This window comes from Phenylobacterium sp. (assembly GCF_004299445.1).
GTDB lineage: Bacteria > Pseudomonadota > Alphaproteobacteria > Caulobacterales > Caulobacteraceae > Phenylobacterium.
In genome coordinates, this window is the sequence record NZ_SCTC01000067.1 from 20,885 (window position 1) to 42,873 (window position 21,989).

At 68.7% G+C, this 21,989-nt stretch carries 22 protein-coding genes; 13 read left to right on the forward strand and 9 right to left on the reverse strand.

Annotated elements, in window-relative coordinates:
* Positions 1 to 43: 43 nt before the first annotated feature.
* Entirely contained in the window at positions 44 to 526 is a 483-nt protein-coding gene (bfr, locus tag EPN98_RS18035; protein ID WP_293364310.1) for a bacterioferritin, read from the reverse strand.
* Between the two features lie 151 nt (positions 527 to 677).
* The gene (locus EPN98_RS18040; RefSeq protein ID WP_293364311.1) at positions 678 to 863 is read right to left on the reverse strand and encodes a (2Fe-2S)-binding protein; all 186 of its coding nucleotides are present in this window, start codon (positions 861 to 863) and stop codon (positions 678 to 680) included.
* 118 nt (positions 864 to 981) lie between these two features.
* Between EPN98_RS18040 and EPN98_RS18045 the strand changes: the two genes are divergently transcribed.
* Together EPN98_RS18045 and thiE are read left to right on the forward strand one after the other, a co-directional pair.
* Complete coding sequence (locus EPN98_RS18045; protein ID WP_293364312.1) at positions 982 to 1,128, forward strand: hypothetical protein; 147 nt, start codon at positions 982 to 984, stop codon at positions 1,126 to 1,128.
* A gap of 8 nt (positions 1,129 to 1,136) precedes the next feature.
* On the forward strand, positions 1,137 to 1,784 hold the full coding sequence (gene thiE, locus EPN98_RS18050) for a thiamine phosphate synthase (RefSeq protein WP_293364313.1): 648 nt from the start codon (positions 1,137 to 1,139) through the stop codon (positions 1,782 to 1,784).
* On the opposite strand, the gene EPN98_RS18055 is transcribed toward thiE, so the two are convergent.
* Entirely contained in the window at positions 1,781 to 2,191 is a 411-nt protein-coding gene (locus EPN98_RS18055) for a GFA family protein (RefSeq protein ID WP_293364314.1), read from the reverse strand. The genes thiE and EPN98_RS18055 overlap by 4 nt on opposite strands.
* An 86-nt stretch (positions 2,192 to 2,277) precedes the next feature.
* On the opposite strand from EPN98_RS18055, the gene EPN98_RS18060 reads away from it, so the two are divergent.
* Together EPN98_RS18060 and EPN98_RS18065 are read left to right on the forward strand one after the other, a co-directional pair.
* Entirely contained in the window at positions 2,278 to 3,072 is a 795-nt protein-coding gene (locus EPN98_RS18060; RefSeq protein WP_293364315.1) for an inositol monophosphatase family protein, read from the forward strand.
* A gap of 16 nt (positions 3,073 to 3,088) precedes the next feature.
* Positions 3,089 to 4,117: a glycerophosphodiester phosphodiesterase gene (locus EPN98_RS18065; protein ID WP_293364316.1), complete on the forward strand. Its 1,029-nt coding sequence runs from the start codon at positions 3,089 to 3,091 to the stop codon at positions 4,115 to 4,117.
* 33 nt (positions 4,118 to 4,150) lie between these two features.
* On the opposite strand, the gene EPN98_RS18070 is transcribed toward EPN98_RS18065, so the two are convergent.
* A complete protein-coding gene (locus EPN98_RS18070) occupies positions 4,151 to 6,010 on the reverse strand; it encodes an ABC transporter transmembrane domain-containing protein (RefSeq protein ID WP_293364317.1) in 1,860 nt (619 codons plus the stop codon).
* A gap of 115 nt (positions 6,011 to 6,125) precedes the next feature.
* Between EPN98_RS18070 and rpmE the strand changes: the two genes are divergently transcribed.
* The gene (gene rpmE / locus EPN98_RS18075; protein ID WP_293364318.1) at positions 6,126 to 6,350 is read left to right on the forward strand and encodes a 50S ribosomal protein L31; all 225 of its coding nucleotides are present in this window, start codon (positions 6,126 to 6,128) and stop codon (positions 6,348 to 6,350) included.
* Positions 6,351 to 6,607: 257 nt separating this feature from the next.
* Here the strand turns inward: rpmE and EPN98_RS18080 are convergent, their stop codons facing one another.
* Together EPN98_RS18080 and EPN98_RS18085 are read right to left on the reverse strand one after the other, a co-directional pair.
* Positions 6,608 to 7,117, reverse strand: coding sequence for a DUF1465 family protein (locus EPN98_RS18080; protein ID WP_293364319.1), 510 nt, complete (start codon positions 7,115 to 7,117; stop codon positions 6,608 to 6,610).
* Positions 7,118 to 7,207: 90 nt separating this feature from the next.
* Entirely contained in the window at positions 7,208 to 7,414 is a 207-nt protein-coding gene (locus EPN98_RS18085) for a DUF1192 domain-containing protein (RefSeq protein WP_293364320.1), read from the reverse strand.
* Between the two features lie 81 nt (positions 7,415 to 7,495).
* Between EPN98_RS18085 and EPN98_RS18090 the strand changes: the two genes are divergently transcribed.
* The 5 genes from EPN98_RS18090 (at position 7,496) to EPN98_RS18110 (ending at position 13,409) form a co-directional block, all read left to right on the forward strand.
* Positions 7,496 to 8,488 (forward strand): NAD(P)H-quinone oxidoreductase, encoded by a 993-nt coding sequence (locus EPN98_RS18090; protein ID WP_293364321.1) that lies wholly within the window; start codon positions 7,496 to 7,498, stop codon positions 8,486 to 8,488.
* A gap of 37 nt (positions 8,489 to 8,525) precedes the next feature.
* Complete coding sequence (locus EPN98_RS18095) at positions 8,526 to 8,894, forward strand: low affinity iron permease family protein (RefSeq protein WP_293364322.1); 369 nt, start codon at positions 8,526 to 8,528, stop codon at positions 8,892 to 8,894.
* 63 nt (positions 8,895 to 8,957) lie between these two features.
* A complete protein-coding gene (locus tag EPN98_RS18100) occupies positions 8,958 to 10,466 on the forward strand; it encodes an MFS transporter (RefSeq protein WP_293364323.1) in 1,509 nt (502 codons plus the stop codon).
* A gap of 73 nt (positions 10,467 to 10,539) precedes the next feature.
* The gene (locus EPN98_RS18105) at positions 10,540 to 12,345 is read left to right on the forward strand and encodes an arylsulfatase (RefSeq protein WP_293364324.1); all 1,806 of its coding nucleotides are present in this window, start codon (positions 10,540 to 10,542) and stop codon (positions 12,343 to 12,345) included.
* Entirely contained in the window at positions 12,342 to 13,409 is a 1,068-nt protein-coding gene (locus EPN98_RS18110; RefSeq protein ID WP_293364325.1) for a glutathione S-transferase family protein, read from the forward strand. Before EPN98_RS18105 ends, EPN98_RS18110 begins: the two co-directional genes overlap by 4 nt.
* Positions 13,410 to 13,420: 11 nt before the next feature.
* On the opposite strand, the gene EPN98_RS18115 is transcribed toward EPN98_RS18110, so the two are convergent.
* On the reverse strand, positions 13,421 to 14,653 hold the full coding sequence (locus EPN98_RS18115) for a TetR/AcrR family transcriptional regulator (protein ID WP_293364326.1): 1,233 nt from the start codon (positions 14,651 to 14,653) through the stop codon (positions 13,421 to 13,423).
* A 231-nt stretch (positions 14,654 to 14,884) separates the two neighbouring features.
* Positions 14,885 to 16,300 carry a short-chain fatty acyl-CoA regulator family protein gene (locus EPN98_RS18120; RefSeq protein ID WP_293364327.1) on the reverse strand — a complete coding sequence of 472 codons (1,416 nt, stop codon included), beginning with the start codon at positions 16,298 to 16,300 and terminating at the stop codon, positions 14,885 to 14,887.
* Between the two features lie 154 nt (positions 16,301 to 16,454).
* Between EPN98_RS18120 and EPN98_RS18125 the strand changes: the two genes are divergently transcribed.
* A complete protein-coding gene (locus tag EPN98_RS18125) occupies positions 16,455 to 18,047 on the forward strand; it encodes an isocitrate lyase (protein ID WP_293364328.1) in 1,593 nt (530 codons plus the stop codon).
* Between the two features lie 122 nt (positions 18,048 to 18,169).
* The gene (locus tag EPN98_RS18130) at positions 18,170 to 20,350 is read left to right on the forward strand and encodes a malate synthase G (RefSeq protein WP_293364329.1); all 2,181 of its coding nucleotides are present in this window, start codon (positions 18,170 to 18,172) and stop codon (positions 20,348 to 20,350) included.
* Between the two features lie 11 nt (positions 20,351 to 20,361).
* On the opposite strand, the gene folE2 is transcribed toward EPN98_RS18130, so the two are convergent.
* Positions 20,362 to 21,165: a GTP cyclohydrolase FolE2 gene (gene folE2, locus EPN98_RS18135; RefSeq protein ID WP_293364330.1), complete on the reverse strand. Its 804-nt coding sequence runs from the start codon at positions 21,163 to 21,165 to the stop codon at positions 20,362 to 20,364.
* Between folE2 and EPN98_RS18140 the strand changes: the two genes are divergently transcribed.
* A partial coding sequence (locus EPN98_RS18140) for a MerR family transcriptional regulator (RefSeq protein ID WP_293364331.1) occupies positions 21,164 to 21,989 on the forward strand: 826 nt, incomplete at its 3' end. The two genes, folE2 and EPN98_RS18140, sit on opposite strands and share 2 nt — an antisense overlap.

Genomic DNA, 21,989 nt, shown 5'->3' on the forward strand with positions numbered 1-21,989 from the left:
CTTCGAGCAATGCCTTCTCCTGCCAGCGGAGAAGGCGGCGCGCCTATCCCTCGGCCAGTTCGCCCATGGCGCTCTGCAGGTAGTTCTGCTCGCCGAGGCTCTTCACCAGCGAAAGCTGGGTCTCAAGGAAGTCGATGTGCTCTTCGGTGTCCGACAGGATCTCGCGCAGGACCTCGCGGGTCACATAGTCGGCCTGGTCCTCGCAGAGCTTGATGCCGTCGATCAGCGTCTTGCGGCCGCCGACCTCGACGCCCAGGTCCGCCGCCAGCGCCTCGGGCACGTTCTCGCCGATCGAGAGCTTGTGCAGGTCCTGCAGGTTGGGCAGGCCGTCCAGGAACAGGATCCGCTTGATGAGCTTGTCGGCGTGCTTCATCTCGCCGATCGACTCTTCATAGGTAATCTTGCCGAGGCGCGCGAAACCCCAGTTATCGTACATGCGCGCGTGCAGGTAATACTGATTGACCGCGGTCAGCTCGTTGGTGAGCACTGCGTTCAACAGCTTTATGATGGCCTTGTCGCCTTGCACCGTAGAGCCTCCATCCAATCACTGGATTCGGAATGCCTTCGGCAGGCGCACAGTGTCAAAGCCTATATATGCGAGTGATTTGCGGTTGCTCAAAAAACCGCCGAAAACTCTGCGAATGATTTTCGCTCGCCGAAACCGGCGCGTGCGAAGCCTACTCGGCCGCGTAACGCAGCGTTTCCCGCTCTTCCTGCAGGATCTTGCGCATGTCGCAGACGCAGCGCGCGCACTGGGCTTCCGAGTCGCAGGCCCTGAAGATCAGCGCGGGTCGCGTCGCACCGGCCGCGATCGCCGCACGCACTTCCCGCTCACGAATGCCGTTGCAGTTACAGACGTACATGGGACGCGCGAGCGGCTCCTGGCTGATGCTTGAGAGGTAGCAACTTGCGACTGCCTTTGCAAGTCATTCGCATAAGTTGGTTAACGCAGGGGACGCGTGCTGATGTAGGGTGAAGCCCATGCGGGCCGTTATCGAACCTCCCCCCGAAGCGGACGCCCCGCTGCCCCCGCTGTGGAAGCGGCTGGCCTGGTTCGGCGGCCTCGCCGTCACTGGCGCCGCCTCGTGCGCCGCGATCGCCTATGCGCTGGGGCTGCTGCTGCGGTAGGTAGGGCCATGGCCCAGCCGATTTGCCGTCTCTACCTGATCACCCCGCCGCGCCTGGACGACCTGGCCGCGTTCGGCCGCACCCTCGCCCACGCGCTCGACGCGGGGGACGTGGCCGCGCTGCAGGTCCGGCTCAAGGACCAGCCCGACGACATCATCGCCGCCGCCGTCGATGTGATTGCGCCCATCGCCCAGGCGCGCGACGTGGCCCTGATCATGAACGACCGTCCGGACCTCGCCGCGAAGCTGGGTTGCGACGGCGTCCATATCGGCCAAACCGACGCCAGCTACGCCGAGGCCCGCCGCATCGTGGGCAAGGACCGGATGGTTGGCGTGACCTGCCATGACAGCCGCCATCTGGCCATGGAGGCCGCCGAGGCCGGCGCAGACTATGTGGCCTTCGGCGCCTTCTTCCCCACCACCACCAAGGACGCCCCCGCCCGCGCGGACCCCGAGATCCTGACGATCTGGCAGGAGACGATGGAGGTCCCCTGCGTCGCCATCGGTGGCATCACCTCGGCCAACGCCCGCGGCCTCGCCGCCGCCGGCGCCGACTTCCTGGCCGTCTCCGCAGGCGTATGGAGCCATGCCGATCCCGGGGCGGCCGTAAGGGCGATCAACGCCGAGATCGCCGCGGGACTGGCAGACAGAGGTTAGCCCGGCGCGTCCTCGAAGGTCGGCAACCCGTCCGGCAGGCACACCCAGGGGTGCTTCGTCGCCGTGAACACCATGCGCTGCGGCGCCGGCAGGCCCTGACCGACGAAGCAGCCGCCGGCCAGGCCGATCACGTCATCCTCGCCGTCCGGGACCCACCACATGCTGGTCCCGCAGTGCGCGCAGCGGTGGAAGGTGGTCGAGCCGTCGGTCAGGTGAAACGTCCGCGTTTCGCCGGACCGCTCGAGAATCTGTTCGGGCCGAACATAGACGGTCACCCCGAAAAAGCCGCCCGTCCGCCGCTGGCAGCGAGTGCAGGCGCAGCTCGAGACATAGAAGGGATCGCCCTTGAGGGTCAGCCGCAGGCCACCGCAGAAACACCGGGCCTCACGCGTCACATCGTCGTGCATGCGGTAGAGCTTAGCGACGCGGCTTGCGCCGGGCGACCCCCGGCACTAGGTTCCGCGCCCAATTTCGCCCGAGATCTTTTGAAACCGTGAGCACCCAATCCGCCCTCCTGAAGGTGATGAGCGACGCTGCGCGCAAGGCCGCGCGCGGGCTCAACCGTGACTTTGGCGAACTCGCCGAATTGCAGGTCGCCAAGAAGGCCCCGGCCGACTTCGTCTCGGCTGCAGACCTCAAAGCCGAGCAGGTGCTGTTCGAGTCGCTGACAAAGGCGCGGCCCGGCTACGGTTTCCTGGGCGAAGAGCGCGGGATGATCGAGGGCTCGGACAAGACTCACCGCTGGATCGTCGATCCCCTCGACGGCACCACCAACTTCCTGCACGCCATCCCGCATTTCGCCATCAACATCGCGCTCGAGCGCGAGGGCGTGGTCGTGGCCGCCCTGACCCACAATCCGATCACCAACGACACGTTCTGGGCCGAGAAGGGCAAGGGCTGCTTCGTCAACGACAAGCGCCTGCGGGTCGCCGCGCGGAAGCACATGGACGAGGCGGTGTTCGCCACCGGCATCCCGTTCCTGGGCCATGGCCAACACGCGACCTTCCTCAAGGAACTGCACCAGATCAGCCAGCGTGTGGCCGGCGTCCGCCGCTTCGGCGCCGCCTCGCTCGACCTGGCCTGGGTCGCCGCCGGCCGCTTCGACGGCTACTGGGAGCGTGACCTGAAGCCCTGGGACCTGGCGGCCGGCGTGCTGCTGGTGACCGAGGCGGGCGGCAAGGTAACCGACGCCGACGGCGGGTCCGACATCCTGACCAAGGGCTCGATCTGCGCCGGCAACCTCGATCTGCACCCGCAGCTGCTCAGTCGCCTGACTGCCGCAAAATAGCGGCTAGTATGGCGGCATGATCACCCGCCGCACCCTCGCCGCCACCGGTCTCGCCGCCCCGGCGCTCGCCGCCGCGCCCGCCTTCGCAAAGCCTGCGAAGCCCATCGTCATCGCCCACCGCGGCGCCAGCGGCGAAAGGCCCGAGCACACCCTGGCCGCCTATCGCCTGGCCGTGGAGCAGGGGGCCGACTTCATCGAGCCCGACCTTGTGGTCACCAAGGACGGCCACCTCGTGGTCCGCCACGAGAACGAGATCCGCTACACCACCGACGTCGCGACCCGGCCCGAGTTCCGCGCGCGCAAGGCCATGAAGCGCATCGATGGCGAGCTCATCGACGGCTGGTTCACCGAGGACTTCACGCTGGCCGAACTGAAGACCCTGCGCTGCAACGAGCGCCTGGCCGCGCTGCGCCCCGGCAGCGCGAAGTTCGACGGCCAGGAGACGATCCCGACCTTCCAGGAGGTGGTCGACTTCGCCAAGGCCGAGACCAGGCGGACCGGCCGCACCATCGGCGTCTACCCCGAGATGAAGCACCCGACGTACTTCTCCGGAATCAACCTGCCGATCGAGAAGCGCCTGGCCGACCTGCTGAAGAAGAACGGCCTCGACCGCCGCGACGCCCCGGTCTTCGTCCAGTGCTTCGAGGACGGGCCGCTGAAGACCTTCAAGACGATGTCCAAGGCGCGCCGTGTGATGCTGGTGGCCCGCGAGGGCGCCGCCGTTCCCACGAAGACGCCGGAAGACCTGAAGGCCATCGCCGCCTTCGCCGACGGCCTGGGCCCGGAGTGGCCGCTGGTCGTGCCGATCGTCGACGGCGGCCTGGGTTCGCCCACCAAGCTGGTGGAATACGCCCACGCCGCGGGCCTGCAGGTCCATCCCTGGACTGTCCGCGCCGAGAACCAGTTCCTGCCGGCCAAGCTGAAGCGCGGCGACAAGCCCGCCGACCATGGCGACGCCGAGGCCGTGCTGAAGGCGCTCTACGCCGCCGGCGTCGACGGCGTGTTCAGCGACTTCCCCGGGCTGGCGGTGAAGGTGCGAGGCTAGGTCCTCGCCCGCAGGGGGAGGAACTGGCAGCCTCTAAGCCGCCTCGAACTGCAGCGCGGCCAGCCGCGCGTACAGCCCCTTCTTCGCGACCAGCTCGTCGTGCGTGCCTTCCTCGACCACGCGCCCGCCGTCCATCACGACGATGCGGTCGGCCTTCAGGACGGTGGCCAGGCGGTGGGCGATCACCAGGGTGGTGCGCCCCTGCATCGCCTCGTCCAGCGCGCGCTGCACCAGGTGCTCGTTCTCGGCGTCAAGGGCGCTGGTGGCCTCGTCCAGCAGCAGGATCGGCGCCTCGCGGATCAGGGCCCGCGCGATCGCCAGTCGCTGGCGCTGGCCGCCCGACAGCGTGCGCGCGCGGTCGCCGACCCGGGTCTGCAGGCCCTCGGGCAGGCTCGACAGAAAGCCCTCGGCCTGGGCCGCGCGGACCGCGGCCTGGACGTCCTCATCGCTGGCCCCATCGCGTCCGAAGCGGATGTTCTCGGCGGCCGAGCCCGAGAACAGCGGGCTCTCCTGGGCCACCAGGGCCATGCGGGCGCGAACCTCGGCCGGATCGGCCTGGCGCAGGTCGACGCTGTCCAGCAGCACCCGCCCGGCCTGCGGATCGTAGAAGCGCAGCAGCAGCCGGAACACCGTGCTCTTACCCCCGCCCGATGGCCCCACCAGCGCCACCCGCTCGCCCGGCCGCACGCTCAGCGTGAAGTCCTTCAGCGCCGGCGCGTCGGGTCGCCCGGGGTAGGCGAAGGTCACAGCCTCGAACGCCACGGCGCCCTGCGGCGGGACCGGCAAGGCCGTGGGGTTGGCGGGCGCGGCGACGCCTGGACGCGCGTCCAGCAGCTCGCCCACCCGCTCCATGGCGCCGGCGGCCTTCTGCACGTCGCCCCAGGTCTCGCCCAGTGCGCCCACCGAGCTGGCGGCCATCACGGACAGGAAGGCGAACTGGAACAGCGCCCCCCAGCTGATGTCACCGCGCAGGCCCGCGTGCACGCCCAGCCAGAAGACGCCGACGATGCCGCCGAACACCAGGATGATCACCGCGGCCGTCATCATCGCGCGCGTGGTGATGCGGTTCATCTGCGCCTTGAAGGCGGTCTCCACCGCGCCGCCGAAGCGCTCGGCGGCCGCCCGCTCGCGGCCGAAGGCCTGCACGGTCTCCAGCGCATCCAGGCTCTCGCCGGCCGAGCCCACCGCGTCGGCGAACCGGTCCTGGGCCGAGCTGGTCAGCTTGCGCACCCGGCGGCCGAACAGGAACAGCGGGGCCAGGACGAAGGGGAAAGTCAGCAGCACCAGGCCCGTCAGGTGCGCGCTCACGAACACCAGCAGGATCAGCGCGCCCACCAGAATCAGCAGGTTGCGGATCGCCACCGAGATCGAGGTGGCCAGCAGCGTCTCGACGATGGCGATGTCGGTGGTCAGCCGGCTCAGCACCTCGCCCGTGCGCGTCTGCAGGAAGAACGCCGGGTCCAGCTTCAGGATATGGGCGTAGGTGGCCTTGCGCAGGTCGGCCACCACGCGCTCGCCCAGGCTGGTGACGAAGTAGAACCGCATGGCCGTCGCGATCGCCAGCGTCGCGGCCACCGCCCCCACCACCAGGAAGCGCCGGTCGACGTCGGCCGCCGAGAGTCCCGCGTCGGTCAGGTGGTCCACCACCAGCCGGATCGCGCCCGACATGCCCAGGGTCGCCGCGCTGGACAGCAGCAGGAAGACGAACGCGCCGGCGCCCCGGCCCCAGTGGGCGGCCACGAAGGGGGCCAGGCGTCGCAGGGCGCCGATGTTGCGACTCTTGCCGCGCTTGGCCGCGCTCTCGGCGAGACTCTGCGCCAGCGCCTGGCCCTCGCTGGGCCGGCCTTCCGCTGCGGCGCTCGCCGCGGAAGTCTGTGACGCCGGCTCACTCATCGCATCGTACCTTGCATTCCGCCCCGCGCTTCTCTATACGCGCGGCTTCCAATTTCACCGCCCTTCTCGGGCGGCCGGCCAAATTCGGCCGCTCCATACGTCAGGCGTCCGTTCGATGAAACAAGACATCCATCCCGACTATCACTTCATCACCGTCGTGATGACCGATGGCACCACGTACAAGACGCGTTCCACCTACGGGAAGGAAGGCGACACGCTGAACCTGGACATCGATCCGAAGACCCACCCGGCGTGGACCGGCGGCGGCCACCAGATGCTGGACCGCGGCGGCCGCGTGTCGCGCTTCAACGCCAAGTTCGGCGCCTTCACGCGCAAGTAGGCGAAAGCCAACTTCTGAGCTTCAAGAACGCCGCGAGGGGACCTCCTTCGCGGCGTTTTTTCGTGTACGCGAGCCTTTAGCCGCGGTGGCGCGTCAGCGCCGATAGATTGACCACGAACTACACGAACACGCTAAAACGACCCAAGCCCTGCGGGCAGCAGGCTCCGTTCGTGTGGTTCGTGTGGTTCGTGGTTAAACAAGACAGCGCCTGCGGCGCGCACTGAGCGCGTCGCTTCGCACCGCCGCCATAAAGGGCGTCAGCCCCCGAAGGCGCTCTTCAGGCGATCCAGTTGGCCCAGGACCGGATTGGCCGGCTCGGCGGTCTGGCTGTCCAGGTACATGCGGCGGTCCAGGTGGCGGACGCGCTCGTAGAGCCGCTCGGCGCGGTCGGCGAGCCCCGTGAGGCCGCGGGGCAGCTCGCTGCGCGCCGTCTCGGAGTCCTTGCGAGAAACCTCGTCGGCGTTGAGGCGGTAGCGATCCTCGCACGCCGCCGCCGGGGCCATATCGCCCTCGCGCACAGCGCGCTGGACGAGAAGCCACGAGGCCACCTGCATCAGGCGCGTGGTCAGCCGCATGCTCTCGGCCGCGTACGCCAGGGCGGCGTTCCGCGACAGCAGCTTGGATTCCTGGCGACCTTCGCCGTCGAGGTAGGAGGCGGTCTCCTCGACCAGCTCCATGCCTTCCTGGAAGGTGCGTTCGAACAGCTCGGACCTGGCGAAGTCCTGGATCACGTCGTCGCGCCAGTCGGGCTTAAGGGTGTCCTGCATCGGCCCCACTCTACATCGGATGTGGTTTCCACGCTCTGAACGAAAACGTCGCGGATGACCGGCCGCTGCAACGGCCATGCCACCGGGTGTTCAGCCGGCGCGGGGTGCGAAGAGGGCGTCGGCGGCGGCGCGGCCTGATCGTTTCTTGTCGATCTGGGCGCTCACACGTTCGCGCTCGGCCGCCAGGATCTCCAGGCGTTCCTCCAGCTCGGAAACGGAGTACAGGTCGAGGTCCTCGCGGCAGGCTTCGACGAGCCTCTGGCCACGGCCGACCCGGACGTCAGCAGGTTCATCCATACCGAACCCTCCCTTTGCGTCCCCCTATTGCAGGGCTATCTGACCGTCTACGGGCTCACAACGCAAGATTCAGGACGATCCATGACCTCTTCCACCGAAGCCGAGACCATGACCGCCATCGCCGTCGAAGGCGGGCGAGGCCCTGCTTCGGCGCTGAAGCCCGTCCGCATTCCGCGGCCGCAGCCCAAGCCGGGCGAAATCCTCATCAAGGTGCGCGCCGCCGGCGTGAACCGTCCCGACATCGTCCAGCGGCTGGGCATGTATCCCCCGCCCCCAGGCGCGCCCGACACGCTGGGTCTCGAGGTCGCGGGCGAGGTGGCCGTGGCCGCCGGGCGCTGGAAGGTGGGCGAAAAGGTCACCGCGCTGTTGGGCGGCGGCGGCTACGCCGAGTACGCCGTGGTCGATGCGCGCCATGCCCTGCCGATCCCGGCGGGCTTCAGCTTCGAGGACGCCGCGGGCCTGCCCGAGACCGTCTTCACCGTCTACGCCAACGTCTTCGAGCACGGCGGCCTGAAGGCCGGCGAGACCCTGCTGCTGCACGGCGCAACCTCGGGCATCGGGGTCACCGCCATCCAGATGGCCAAGGCCGCCGGCGCCAGGGTGATCGCCACCGGCCGCGGCGCAGACAAGGCCAAGGCCGCGCTGGCCCTGGGCGCCGACGTGGCGGTCGACGTCACCGCCGAGGACTTCGCCGAGGTCGCCAAGCGCGAGGGCGGCGTCGACGTGGTGCTCGACATGGTAGGCGGCGACTATGTGTCGAAGAACCTGGACGCGCTGAACACCGGCGGCCGCATCGTCTTCATCGCGGCCCTGGGCGGCGCCGAACTCAACATCCCGATCTTCCGGATCATGATGAAGCGCGCCGTCATCACCGGCTCGACGCTGCGCCCGCGCGACGCCGACGAGAAGGCCCGCCTGGCCGCCGAGATCGAACGGGTCGTGTGGCCCTGGATCGCCGCCGGCAAGATCAAGCCGCAGGTGGACAAGACCTTCCCGCTGGAGGACGCGGCGGCCGCCCACGCCCACCTGGAAGGCGGCGCCCACGTCGGCAAGGTGATCCTGGTCGCGGGCTGATCCGGAACAGGCTGGGCTGTCCCCGCGTTCGCGGCGGATGGCCAACCTCTTCCGTCGCGCTCTCACCGAGCTGGGTGTCGTCACCGCCCGGCCCATCGCCTTCGTCGCCGTCAGTCTCTACGTCGTCGCCTGGCTGGTCTTCGATCCCGGCAGCTTCGACATGCACGGCGGCGCCGCGCTGGGCGCGTGGTTCATGACCCTGTTCATCCAGCGCGCGGCCCATCGCGACACCCAGGCCATCCAGGCCAAGCTCGACGAGTTGCTGCGCGCCACCACCGGAGCCCGGACCGAGCTGCGCGACCTGGACCACGAGGAGCCCGAGGACATCGAGCGCCATCGCGAGCACCAGCGACCGGACAATGTGTCCGCAGCGAAAACAGCCGGCGCTGCCCCTGGGTTAGCGTGACCCCTTCGGGCCGGCGGATGGGCGCATAGACGCTTACGCCGACCCCCGCGGGAGGAACGTTGAATGAAGGCCGCCGCCGGCGCGCAGGATGCGCCACGCCTCGGGTTCGCCACCAAGCTGGCCTATGCGGTTGGCTCTACCGCCACCAACCTGAAGCTCCGGGCGCTCTCGACGTTCCTGGTGATCTTCTACAACCAGGTGGTCGGCCTGCCGCCCCAGATGGTGGGCGGCATCCTGGCCATGGCGCTGCTGCTCGACGCCGTGCTCGACCCGATCCTGGGGCAGATCTCGGACAACGTCCGGACGCGCTGGGGACGCCGCCACCCGTTCATGCTGGCCGCCGCCCTGCCCTATGCGGTCTGCTTCTTCATGCTGTGGAACCCGCCCATCGGGTGGACCGACGAGGCGCTGGGCCTCTACCTGATGGTCCTGATCTTCGCCGTGCGCTTCTTCGACACCTTCTTCGAGCTGCCGCACCAGGCCCTCGCGCCCGAGCTGGCCAAGGGCTACGACGAGCGCACCAACCTGATGGCGCTGCGCCACTTCTTCCTGGTCGCCGGCGGCCTGGGCATGACCATCGCCGCCTACGAATGGTTCCTGAAGAAGCATCCCGACGGCACGGGCGGCGTGCTCGCCCGCGAGGGCTACTTCGGATACTCGCTGACCGGCGCGATCATCATCTTCGTGACCATCCTGATCTCGGTGTTCGGCACCGCCCACCGCATCCCCTATCTGTCAGAGGCCCCCACGCGGACGGTCACGCTCAAGGGCATGGCGGTGGAGATGTTCCACACGCTGAACAACCGCTCGTTCATCGCCATGGCGCTGGCCAGCATGTTCGTGGCGGTGGGGGTCGGCGCCCGCAACGGGCTGGAGATCTACTTCGGCCTATACTTCTGGGAGCTCTCGCAGCGGCAGCTGGCGGGCCTCGCCACGATGAGCGTGGTCGGCGGCTTCATCGGTGTGTTCCTGGCGCCCTTCGTCGGCAAGTGGATGGGCAAGAAGTGGGGCGCCATCTTCACCTTCATCGCCGCGGTGGCCGTCCACATCACGCCCGTGTCGCTGCGTCTGCTGGACCTCGCCCCCGCCAACGGCACGCCTGAACTGCTCTGGCTGCTCTACGGCGAGGAGATCATCAACGCCACGCTGGCCGGCATCATCGCCATCCTGCTGGCCTCGCTGATAGCCGACGTGGTCGAGGACGCCGAGGTGAAGACCGGCCGCCGCTCCGAGGGCCTGCTGCTTTCGGCCAACAACCTGCTGCGCAAGGCCACCTCCAGCGGCGGCATCCTGGTGGCGACCGGCGTCCTGGCCTTCGTCGGGTTCGGCGAAAAGGCCCGGCCCGGCCAGGTGCCCGAAGAGGTCCTGCGCAACCTGGGCCTGGCCTACATCCCGATGATCGTCGGCTTCTACGCCGTCGGCATCGGCCTGATCTCGGCCTACACCATCAACCGCAAGAAGCACCTGGAGAACCTTGAGGTCCTCAAAGCCCGAGACGCCGCCGGCGAAGTCGCCGCCGCCGAAGCCGGGCCAGGCGTGGGCTCAGGCGAGATCCCACAGCAGAAGGCCTAGCCATCGCGCCCGCACCGCTGACTTGTGGCACTATGTATGCCACAATCACGCGCCAATGATCTCGGGGGACGTCATGCGCTGCGCCATCGGATGCCGTCTCGCCGGCTTCAGTCTGGCGGGCCTGATCGCCCTGAGCCCGGCGCCCGCGGCGCTGTCGCAGACCGCGGTCGCGCCGAGCGCGATCCCGCAGGCGCCGGCCGCCCGACGCCCGAACATCGTGCTCATCCTGGTGGACGATGCGGCCCTGATGGACTTTGGCGCCTTCGGCGGCGAGGCCCGCACGCCGCACATCGACCAACTGGCGCGTTCGGGGGCGATGTTCACCAACTACCATACCTCGCCGCTCTGCTCGCCGTCGCGGGCCATGCTGCTGACCGGCGTGGACAACCACCGGGCCGGGGTGGCGACCATCGAGGAGATCCTGCCGCCCTCCCAGAAAGACAAGCGCGGCTACGGCCTGAAGATCGAGCCCGGCGTGCTCACCATCGCCGACCGGCTCAAGGCCGAGGGCTACCGCACCCTGATGGCCGGCAAATGGCATCTGGGGCACGGCGAGGGGGCCCTGCCCAACAGCCACGGCTTCGATCGGTCCCTGGCGCTCGATGCGTCCGGCGCCGACAACTGGGCCCCCAAGCCCTACATGCCCTACTACACCGAGGCGCCCTGGTTCGAGGACGGCAAGCCGGCAACGATGCCCAAGCGGTTCTACTCGTCGGACCTGCTGGTGGACCGCCTGCGGACCTATATCGACGAGAAGCCGGCCGGCGCGCAGCCCTTCTTCGCGTACCTGGCCTTCCAGGCGGTGCACATCCCGGTCCAAGCGCCCAAGGCGGTATCGGATCGCTACAAGGGCCGCTTCGACGCGGGCTGGGCGGCGATGCGGGCGGCGCGCAACGCCCGCGCCAAGTCCCTTGGCCTGATACCGCCCGACGCGCCCACCACCGGCATGCCACAGGACGCGCGCGCGTGGGAGGCGCTGACGCCAGAGGAGCGGGCCGTCTACGCCCGGGCCATGGAGGTCTATGCCGGCATGCTGGAGTCCATGGACGCCAGCATCGGCCGACTGATGCGGCACCTGGAGGATCGGGGCGAGCTGGACAACACGCTGTTCGTGGTCACCTCCGACAATGGTCCGGAGTTCAGCGATCCGGTGCATGCGCCCGGCATGAACATCTGGATGCCCCTCAACGGCTACGCCTGGCGGCTGGACGGGCTGGGGGAGCCGGGCAGTCTGAATTTCATCGGCCGCGACTGGGCGCTCGCCCTGGCGGCGCCAAGCCGACTGTACAAGTTCTACACCACCGAGGGCGGCCTGCGCGTGCCCCTGATCCTGTCCGGCCCGGGCGTGAAGGCCGGCGCCCGGATCGGCGCCCCCGTGTTCGTCACCGACGTCACGCCGACCCTGGTCGACCTGGCCGGCGCCACGGGCAACCCGGCCGGCGCGGCCATGGATGGCCGCAGCCTGAGGCCCGTCCTGAACGGCGAAGCGAAGACCGTCCGGGCCGACCATGAGCCGGTGGGCATCGAGGTCTCGGGCAACGCGGCTCTGTTCCGCGGAAGCCTCAAGATCACCCGGGTGATGCCGCCGGTGGGCGACGGCCAATGGCGCCTCTACGATCTTGCCGTCGACCCGGGAGAGACCCTCGACCTCGCCCGGGACCGGCCCGAGCTGTTGCGCGAGATGCTCAAGGACTACGCCGCCTACGAGGCCCGGGTCGGCGTCGCCAAGCTGCCGCCCGGCTACACCACCCAGCAGCAACTGATGGCGAACGCTCTCGGTCGGCAGAAGGGCTCCATCGCCGTCATGGCTGGGGCCGCCGTCGCCCTGGTCTTGGCCGGGCTCGGATTCCTCCTCTTGCGGCGCAAGGCCCGGCGGTGAGCGGCGGCGTGCATGTGCTGCACGGCCTGAAGCTGTCCTATTTCACGGGCAAGCTGGAGGCCTATCTTCGGGTGAAAGGTGTCCCCTTCCGGTTCGTCGAGATGGACACGGCCGACTTCCGCGCCTGCGCCCGCGCCACCGGGATCGCGCAGATGCCGCAGCTGGAGACCCCGGACGGCGGCTGGCTCACCGACACGACCGCGATCATCAGCCGGTTCGAGGATGCGGGAGCAGGACCGCGCCTGCGCCCCATCGCGCCGGCCGCCGCCTTCATCAGCCTGCTGCTGGAGGACGCGTTCGACGAGTGGCTGTGGCGCCCGGCCCTCTACTATCGCTGGGCCTTCGTGGAGGACGCCCGGCTGATGAGCCGTCAGATCGCCCGCACCCTGCTGCGTGACGTTCCGGGCCCCCTCTGGCTCCGCGACCTGGCCATCCGCGCCCGCCAGCGGCGAGAGTTCCTGGCGCGGGACGGCGTCACCCGCGAAACGGCCCCGGCCATCGAACGCCTCTACGGGGAGGTGCTTTCCGTACTGGAGCCGGTGCTCGCCAGCCGCCCCTTCCTGCTGGGCCCGCGTCCCTGCGAGGCCGACTTCGGCCTGTTCGGCTCCATGTTCCGGCACTTCGCCAGCGATCCGACGCCAGGCGCCCTGATACGTGAGACGGCCCCCGCGGTGCTGGCGTGGACCGCCCGTCTCTGGAGCATCGGCCCCCATGACCTGTCGGGCGCCGCCGACATCGTCGAGGCGCCGGCAGACCTCGATCCCCTGCTGGCCCTCGTAGCGCGCGACCATCTGCCGGAACTGACCGGTCACCTGAACGCGGTCCTGGCAGGACAAGACGTCGCTTGCTTCCAGGCCTGCGGCGTCGCCTGGCGCGTGCCGGCCTCGCCCTACCGCGCCGAATGCCTCCTGGCGCTGCGCCGCGCCTTCGCGGCCTTGCCCGACGAGGCCCGGAGCGACGTCGCGACCCGGCTGGGCGTCGGCGTTAAGACGCTGGAGGGCGACCTCCCGTCGCTTCCCGAGCGCCGGCCCGGGCGGCCGCGCAATCGCCACCTGCGCGCCTGACCTCCGCGCAGCTACCGCTCGAAGATGCCCATCAGCAGCGGGCGCACAAACACCGAGGCCGCCGCCTTGGGCCGCACGTCCGGGACTAGGTAGCCCAGTTCGGCGCACGCGTTCAGGGTGGCGTTCAGCATCTGGGCGGCGATGAACGGATCCACCGGCCGCAGCGACGCCTCGGCTATGCCGTCCGAGATCATCGAGGCGAAACGGTCCGACACCCGGTTCGAATGCTCGACCATCACCTTGCGCATCTGTTCCGGGAGAGCGGTCAGGGCGCTGGTCCGAAGCAGGGGGCCGTGGTCCGACAGCTGGAATTCCGCGAGCGCCGCGGCGCAGGCCGACACCTTGTCCCATTGGCTGCCCGGCAGCTCCATGGCCATCCGTTGGGCGCGCGTCATCACCTCGAAGCTGCGCTCGAAGCAGGCGACCACCAGGTCGTCCTTGGCCTCGTTGTGGTGGTAGAAGCTGCCCTTGGTGACGTTCAGCTCGGCCGAGATCTTGTCCACCGACGCGCCGCGATAGCCGCGCAGGTTAATCAGCCGCGTGGCCGCCAGCAGGAACGTCTCGCGCGCCAGCTCGGGGCCGTCCCGCGCCGCCAGCTGGTCCATGTCGATGCCGGCAGGCGCCCATTCGTCGCGCTCGGTGGCGATGCCGTGCAACAGGATGTCGACCATCCGGTCACGGATGCGCGGATAGTCCTCGGGGTCGTACTTCGACAGCCAGGCGCCCCCCCAGAACACCTGCTCCAGCACAATGCGGGTGCGCGCCGTGCGCCGGCCGCGCGACATCCAGATGAGGTCGGGGTGGTCGAAGATCTGCCGCGCCTTGCGGAACAGCCGGCCGTAGGCGGTGGCCACCTCTTCGCGCCGCGGCGATGTGAGCGCCCGCAGCTCGGAAATGATCGGCAGCGGCGCGGCCTTTCCGGCCGTCACGCGGGCCAGCGTGTCGAGATAGCGGGTCAGGAAGTTGTGCAGCCGCTCGGCCGGCGTGCCCGACCGGGTCGCCAGGTCGGCGATATCGTGCAGCGTCTCGATTCCGCGGGTGATGCAGGCCGCCGCCAGGTCGTCCTTGCGCTTGAAATAGTAGGTGACGCTGGTCGTCGATAGATCGACCGCGGCGGCCGTGTCGCCCAGGGTCAGGCCTTTGATTCCCTTGCGGTTCAGGATCTGGGTCGCCGCATCGAGGATCGCCTCACGCTTGCGTTCGAACCGGTCCGTGGACTTCGCCGCGGCGCTACGTGGGGCCATGTCTTTCTTGTTTCTCCTTTGCAACGACGGTTTTCCCCGAAATCCCCAGTCCCGCCAAGGAGAAACGTCGGCTGGCCGACCCTGGCGGCCCGCTCCGCGCGAGTCCTTGCGCCGAACCATGAGGGACAAACAGACCGGGATCTGAAGACTTGCGGGCCGTACGGCGTTTTCGAGGCGGCGCCCCGTCCCGGAGAGCCCGCGGCGCCGGCCGTCGCCAGACTAATGGAAGAGCTAGTTGTCCGAGAATCCGAACGGCGCGCTGGTGCGGCGAATGTCGTCCGGGAGGATCTGACGGCCGATCGGGGGCGCTGAGCGGGCGGTGCATTCGGTGCGGTGGCAAATCCGGCAGGTGACCCCAATCGGCGTCGCGTGCTCGGGTCCCTGCGGGTGGCCGTCGGTGTAGACCAGCCGCCCCGCGTGCTCGGCAGAGCAGCCCAGGGCGATAGCGCGCTCGACCCGCACCTTCCCATAGCCGCCGCCGCCCGCGGTCACCGTCCGCGCCACCGAGAAGAACTTCTGCCCGTCCGGCAGTTCCAGCCACTGCGTCACCACCTGGCGCGGCGTGCGGAAAGCCTGGTGCACGTTCCACAGCGGGCAGCCGCCGCCATGCCGCGCGAACGGGAAGCCCGCCCCGTCCAGCCGCTTGGAGATATTGCCGGCCTCGTCCACCCGGATGAAGAAGAACGGCACCCGCTCCTGCCCGGGCTTCTGCAATGTCGTGAGCCGATGGGCCACCTGCTCGAAGCTGGCCCCGAACTGCCGCGATAGCGCCTCCAGGTCGTAGCGCCGCGCCTCCACCGCACGCGCGAAGGCGGTGTAGGGCATGAGCAGGGCCGCGGCGGCGTAGCTGGACAGCGCCCGGCGCGTCAGCCGCTCGCCGCTCTCGGTGGCGAAGCTGCCGTCGGCGGCGATGGCGGCCACGTCGTCCTCGAGTTCCAGGTAGGCCAGCTGCAACGCCAGCTGGAACGTCTGGCTGGCGTTGTCCAGCTCGTCGCTGAGCAGCACTTCGCGGCGGTGACGGTCCAGCCTTCGCGTCGAGCCCACCATCACCTCCGGCGGCAGCCGGCGCACCCGCAGGCCATGGCGGGCCTTGAAGTAGCCGGCCAGGCCGTCGTGCTGAGCCACCTGCTGGGCCAGCCGCTCGGCCGCATCGTCCAGGCTGGGGAAACTGTTGCGCCGCGCCTCCAGAAACCGCCGCGACTCCGCCACCGGATCGGAAGGATCGACGCCCCCCCGCTGGCCCGCGTCGATCGCCACGCCCCGATCGGCCAGCGCCAGCTGTTCCTCGCGATAGGCCGTGTAGAGGCGCAGGAGGGCCTCGGTCACGCCCGGGAAGTTGGTGGTGACGTCGGCGGCTTCCAGGCTGGGCAGGTCGATGTCGGCGAACATCGGGTCCTTCAGCACCGCCTGCAGCCGCGCGATGTCGTCGGCCGAGGCGTCGCCCGCCAGGGCGTCCATGTCGATCTTGTAGGTCCGCGCCAGCCGCAGCAGCAGCTCGGCGCTGAGGGGCCGGTGATTGCGCTCGAGCAGCGCCACATAGGACGGTGAGATCTCGAGGTCCGCGGCCATGTCGGACTGGGTCAGCCCCAGGTCGCGGCGAAGGCGCCGCAGGCTGGGTCCGACATAGAGCCGGCGGTCGGCAGCCATCCGGGCCTCCTGTAAAGTCGCGGCGTGTAAGTCTTTACAACATTACAGAGAAATCTTGTAAAGTATGACAGCTAGACCAAGGACGCTCTCGCCGGGCGCCCGCCCCGCGGGTTACGCCGCCGCCAACTTCTCTTTCTGCCAGGGGATCCGGCGCATGGCGTACCAAGACCACATCATCGAGATGGGCCAGCTCATCAAGAGCAAGGAAGGCCCCTGGGATGGCATCAGCGCCGAGTCGGTGGCGCGCATGCGTCTCCAGAACCGCTTCAAGACCGGCCTCGAGATCGCCAAGTACACCGCCGGCATCATGCGCGCCGACATGGCTGCGTACGACGCCGATCCGGCCAACTACACCCAGTCGCTGGGCTGCTGGCACGGCTTCATCGCCCAGCAGAAGCTGATCTCGATCAAGAAGCACTTCGGCACCACCAAGCGCCGCTACATCTACCTGTCGGGCTGGATGGTCGCCGCGCTGCGCTCGGACTTCGGCCCGCTGCCCGACCAGTCGATGCACGAGAAGACCTCGGTGCCCGCGCTGATCGAAGAGATCTACACCTTCCTGAAGCAGGCCGACGCCCGTGAGTTGGGCGGCATGTTCCGCGATCTCGACGCGGCCCGCGCGGCCGGCGACAAGGCCAAGGAACAGAAGCTGATCGACGCGATCGACAACTACGAGACCCACGTCGTTCCGATCATTGCCGACATCGACGCCGGCTTCGGCAACGCGGAGGCCACCTATCTGCTGGCCAAGAAGATGATCGAGGCGGGCGCCTGCGCCCTCCAGATCGAGAACCAGGTCTCCGACGAAAAGCAGTGCGGCCACCAGGACGGCAAGGTCACGGTTCCGCACGAGGACTTCCTCGCGAAGATCCGCGCCCTGCGCTACGCCTTCCTCGAAATGGGCGTCGACAACGGCATCATCGTCGCCCGCACCGACAGCCTGGGCGCCGGCCTGACCAAGCAGATCGCCGTCAGCACCACGCCGGGCGATATCGGCGACCAGTACAACAGCTTCCTCGACTGCGAAGAGATCGCTCCGGCCGACCTGAAGAACGGCGAAGTGATCCTGAACCGGAACGGCAAGCTGCTGCGTCCGAAGCGCCTGCCGTCCAACCTGTTCCAGTTCCGCGAAGGCACGGGGGCCGACCGCTGCGTCCTCGACTGCATCACCTCGCTGCAGAACGGCGCCGACCTGCTGTGGATCGAAACCGAAAAGCCCCACATCGAGCAGATCGCGGGCATGGTCGACCGCATCCGCGAAGTCATCCCGAACGCCAAGCTGGCCTACAACAACAGCCCGTCGTTCAACTGGACGCTCAACTTCCGCCAGCAGGTGTACGACGCCTGGAAGGCGGCCGGTAAGGACGTGTCGGCCTATAGCCGCGACGGCCTGATGAGCGTCGACTACGACGCCACCGAGCTGGCGGCCGAGGCCGACGAGCGGATCCGCACCTTCCAGAAGGACGCGGCCAAGCGCGCGGGCATCTTCCACCACCTGATCACGCTGCCGACCTACCACACGGCCGCGCTCTCCACCGACAACCTGGCCAAGGAGTACTTCGGCAGCCAGGGCATGCTGGGCTACGTCGCCGGCGTGCAGCGCAAGGAGATCCGCGAAGGCATCGCCTGCGTGCGTCACCAGAACATGTCGGGCTCCGACATCGGCGACGACCATAAGGAATACTTCGCCGGCGAAGCGGCCCTGAAGGCCGGCGGCGTGCACAACACGATGAACCAGTTCGCGTAACCCGCGCGCCGGTTCATCATGTCCGACGGGCGGCCTGGGATGTCTCGGGCCGCCCTTTTTTTCGCATCGCCCCCAGGGGATGATGCGACCGTTCCCAAGTTTCCAAGAGCCCGGTCCGGCCCATGAACATCACGCCCCGCCTCGTCGTCGACGCCCTGCTGAAGTCCTTCGTGGAGACCGAGTTGCTTCCCGGGACCGACGTGGGCCCGCAGGCCTTCTGGTCGTCGCTGGAAGCCATCCTGGCCGACTTCACCCCCACCAACGTGGGCCTGCTGCGCCGCCGTGACGAGCTGCAGGAGAAGATCGACGCCCGCTGGAAGGCCCGCCGCGGCCAGCCCTTCGACGTCGCCGACGACACCGCCTTCCTGAAGAGCATCGGCTACCTCCTGCCCGAGCCCGCCGACTTCAAGATCGGCACCCAGAACGTCGACCCTGAGATCGCCCAGGTGGCCGGCCCGCAGCTGGTGGTGCCCGTCTCGAACGGCCGCTACGCGCTGAACGCGGCAAACGCCCGCTGGGGCAGCCTGTACGATGCGCTGTACGGCACCGACGCCCTGGAGCCGCCGACCGGCGGCAAGGGCTACGACCCCACGCGCGGCGCCAAGGTGATCGCCTACGCTCGCGCGTTCCTCGACCGGATCGCCCCTCTCACGCTGCGCAGCCACGCCGACGCCGTCAGCTACGAGATCATCAACGGCGACTTGAACGTCCGCTTCGAGAACGGCCAGGAAGCCGGTCTCGCCACGCCTGGTCAGCTGGCGGGCTGGCGCGGCGACGCCGATGAGCCCGCCGGCGTGCTGCTCAAGCACAACGGCCTGCACGTCGAGATCCTGATCGACCGCACCCACAACATCGGCAAGGACGACCCGGCCGGCGTCGCCGACCTGCTGGTCGAGGCCGCGCTGACCGCCATCCAGGACTGCGAGGACTCGGTCGCCGCCGTCGACGCCGAGGACAAGACGAACGTCTACCGCAACTGGCTGGGCCTGATGCGGGGCGACCTGACCGCCAGCTTCCAGAAGGGCGGAAGGACCGAGACGCGGCGTCTGGAAGACGACCGCACCTATGCCACCCCCTCTGGCAAGCCGCTGACGCTCAAGGGCCGCAGCCTGCTGCTGGTCCGCAACGTCGGCCACCACATGACCACCGACATGGTCCGCTTCGACGGCGAGCCGGTGTTCGAGACCGCTGTGGATGCGCTGATCACCGTCACCGCCGCCCTGCACGACCTCAAGGGCGCGCGGCGCAACAGCCCGGCGGGGTCGGTCTATGTCGTGAAACCCAAGATGCACGGGCCGGACGAAGTCGCCCTGGCGGTCCGCCTGTTCGATCTGGTCGAGGACGCTCTGGGGCTGGCCCGCAACACCGTCAAGATCGGCATCATGGACGAGGAGCGCCGCACCAGCGCCAACCTCAAGGCCTGCATCGCCGCCGCCAAGGACCGGGTGGTGTTCATCAACACCGGCTTCCTCGACCGCACCGGCGACGAGATCCACACCGCCATGGAAGCCGGGCCGGTCGCCCGCAAGGACGCCATCAAGGCCGAACCCTGGCTGCCCGCCTACGAGCGCCGCAACGTCGAGATCGGCCTGGCGACCGGGTTCCAGGGCCGCGCCCAGATCGGCAAGGGCATGTGGGCCGCGCCCGACATGATGGCCGATATGCTGAAGGCCAAGATCGGCCATCCGAAGGCCGGCGCGAACACCGCCTGGGTGCCCTCGCCCACCGCCGCGGCGCTGCATGCGCTGCACTATCACGAGGTCGAGGTCCCGGCCCTGCAGGCTCAGATGGCGGCGTCGGGAACCGTGACCGGCACGGACGAACTGCTCACCCCGCCGCTGGCCAAGTCCAACTGGAGCCCGGCCGACGTGCAGCAGGAGCTCGACAACAACGCCCAGGGCATCCTGGGCTATGTGGTCCGCTGGATCGACCACGGCGTCGGCTGCTCGAAGGTGCCCGATATCCACGACGTCGGCCTGATGGAAGATCGCGCCACCCTGCGCATCTCCAGCCAGCACATCGCCAACTGGCTTCACCACGGCGTCTGCTCCGAGGCCCAGGTGCGCGAGACCATGGCCCGCATGGCCAAGGTGGTCGACAGCCAGAACGCCGATGACCCGGACTACACGCCCATGGCCGGCAACGAAGGCGGATCTGCCTATCAGGCGGCGCTCGATCTCGTCTTCAAGGGGCGCGAACAACCAAACGGCTACACCGAGCACATTCTCACGGCGCGGCGCCGCGAACGGAAGGCTCAGCTGGCCGCCGCCGCGAAGACGGCGAGCCCGCTGCCAGCCGAGTAGCCGCGAGGGGTCTAGGCGGCGCCTGCACCCTCCATCCAGGCGTAGGCAGAATGGTTGTGGATTGACTCGAAGTTCTCGGAAGAGACCTCGTAGCGGCTCACGCGCGGGTCGTCGGACAACCGGGTCGCGACGTCGCGCACCAGGTCCTCGACGAACTTCGGATTCTCATAGGCGCGCTCGGTGACATATTTCTCGTCGGCCCGCTTCAGGAGCCCCCAGAGTTCGCAGGAGGCGGCGTCCTCGGCGATCCGGATCAGGTCGTCGGGCAGCATGCGGACTCCCTGCGCCAGTGAAGCTGTGATCGTGATGTGGCTCCGCTGGTTATGGGCGCCGTACCGCGAGATCGTCTTCGAACAGGGGCAGAGGCTGGTGACGGGCGCTGTCACGGACAGGCTCACCGTCGTGCGGCCGTCAACGTGCTCGGCGATCAGGCGCGCGCGGTAGTCCATGAGACTGGAAATGCCGGAGACTGGCGCCTGCTTGGTCAGGAAGATCGGCGCCGAGAACGAAAGGTAACCGCCGTCCGCGTCCAGCAGGTCGAGCATTTCATCCATCAGGGCCGGCAGGCTCGCGCTGTCGAGCGGCTGCCTAAGGTCCTGGAGCAGGGCGACGAACCGCGACATGTGCGTGCCCTTCTGCTCGGCCGGCAAGGCGACGTACATTTCCACCTCGGCCACGGTGGGGCAGGGACCTTGCCCGGTGAGCAGGGCGACGGGGTGGGTCACACCGCGCACGCCGACGCGCTGAATGGGCTGTCCGCGCCGGTCGGCGCTGGCCTGGACGTCGGGAAGGTCGGTGGGCGCAAAGGCGTTCATGGCGGTTCCTGCGATCTATTGTCCTGGACAAACTAGAGCCGAAGTGAGAAATGTCCAGGACAAGATGAGTACGCTATCCAAAACCCCCGCGGCCCCGACGGTCTCGATAGGCGAAGCCGAGCGTCGTAGCGGCGTCGCCAAAGAGACCCTGCGCGTGTGGGAGCGTCGGTATGGCTTTCCCGCGCCTTGCCGGGATGCGGCGGGCGATCGCGTCTACAGCACCGAGGACGTTGAAAAGCTGAGACTCATGAAAGGCTTGATCGACCTCGGAGAGCGGCCGGCGAAGCTGGCGCCTCTGTCGCTCGAGGCGCTGTCCGCACGTTTCCCGGCGTCGGGGAGGATTCATGACGGCAGCCTCGGCGTGTGGGTGGAAGATGCACTCGACCGCCTGCGCCGGCACGACGTCGACGGGCTGCGCGACCTCATGCAGTCGGCGATCTACGCGCAGGGCCTCAGCCGTTTTGTCCAGGACAGCGTTTCGCCCCTGACCCACGCGATTGGGGAAGCCTGGTATGGCGGCCGGCTGAACATCTACGAGGAACACCTCTTCACGGAACAACTGGTCCGCGTCCTGCGCGGGGCGATCGAGGGGCTGCCGCGGCCCGCAGCCGCTCGGCCGCGGGTGTTGATGACAACCGTGCCCGGCGAACCGCACGCCCTGGGCCTTCTCATGGCGGAATGCCTGCTGACCCTCGGTGGAGCGCGCTGCTTCTCGCTGGGAACCGAGACGCCGCCTGAGCAGATCGTCGAAGCGGCGGAAGCCTACGGCGCAGATGTCGTGGCCTTGTCATTCTCGGCGATGATCCCCGCCGCCACCGCGCAGG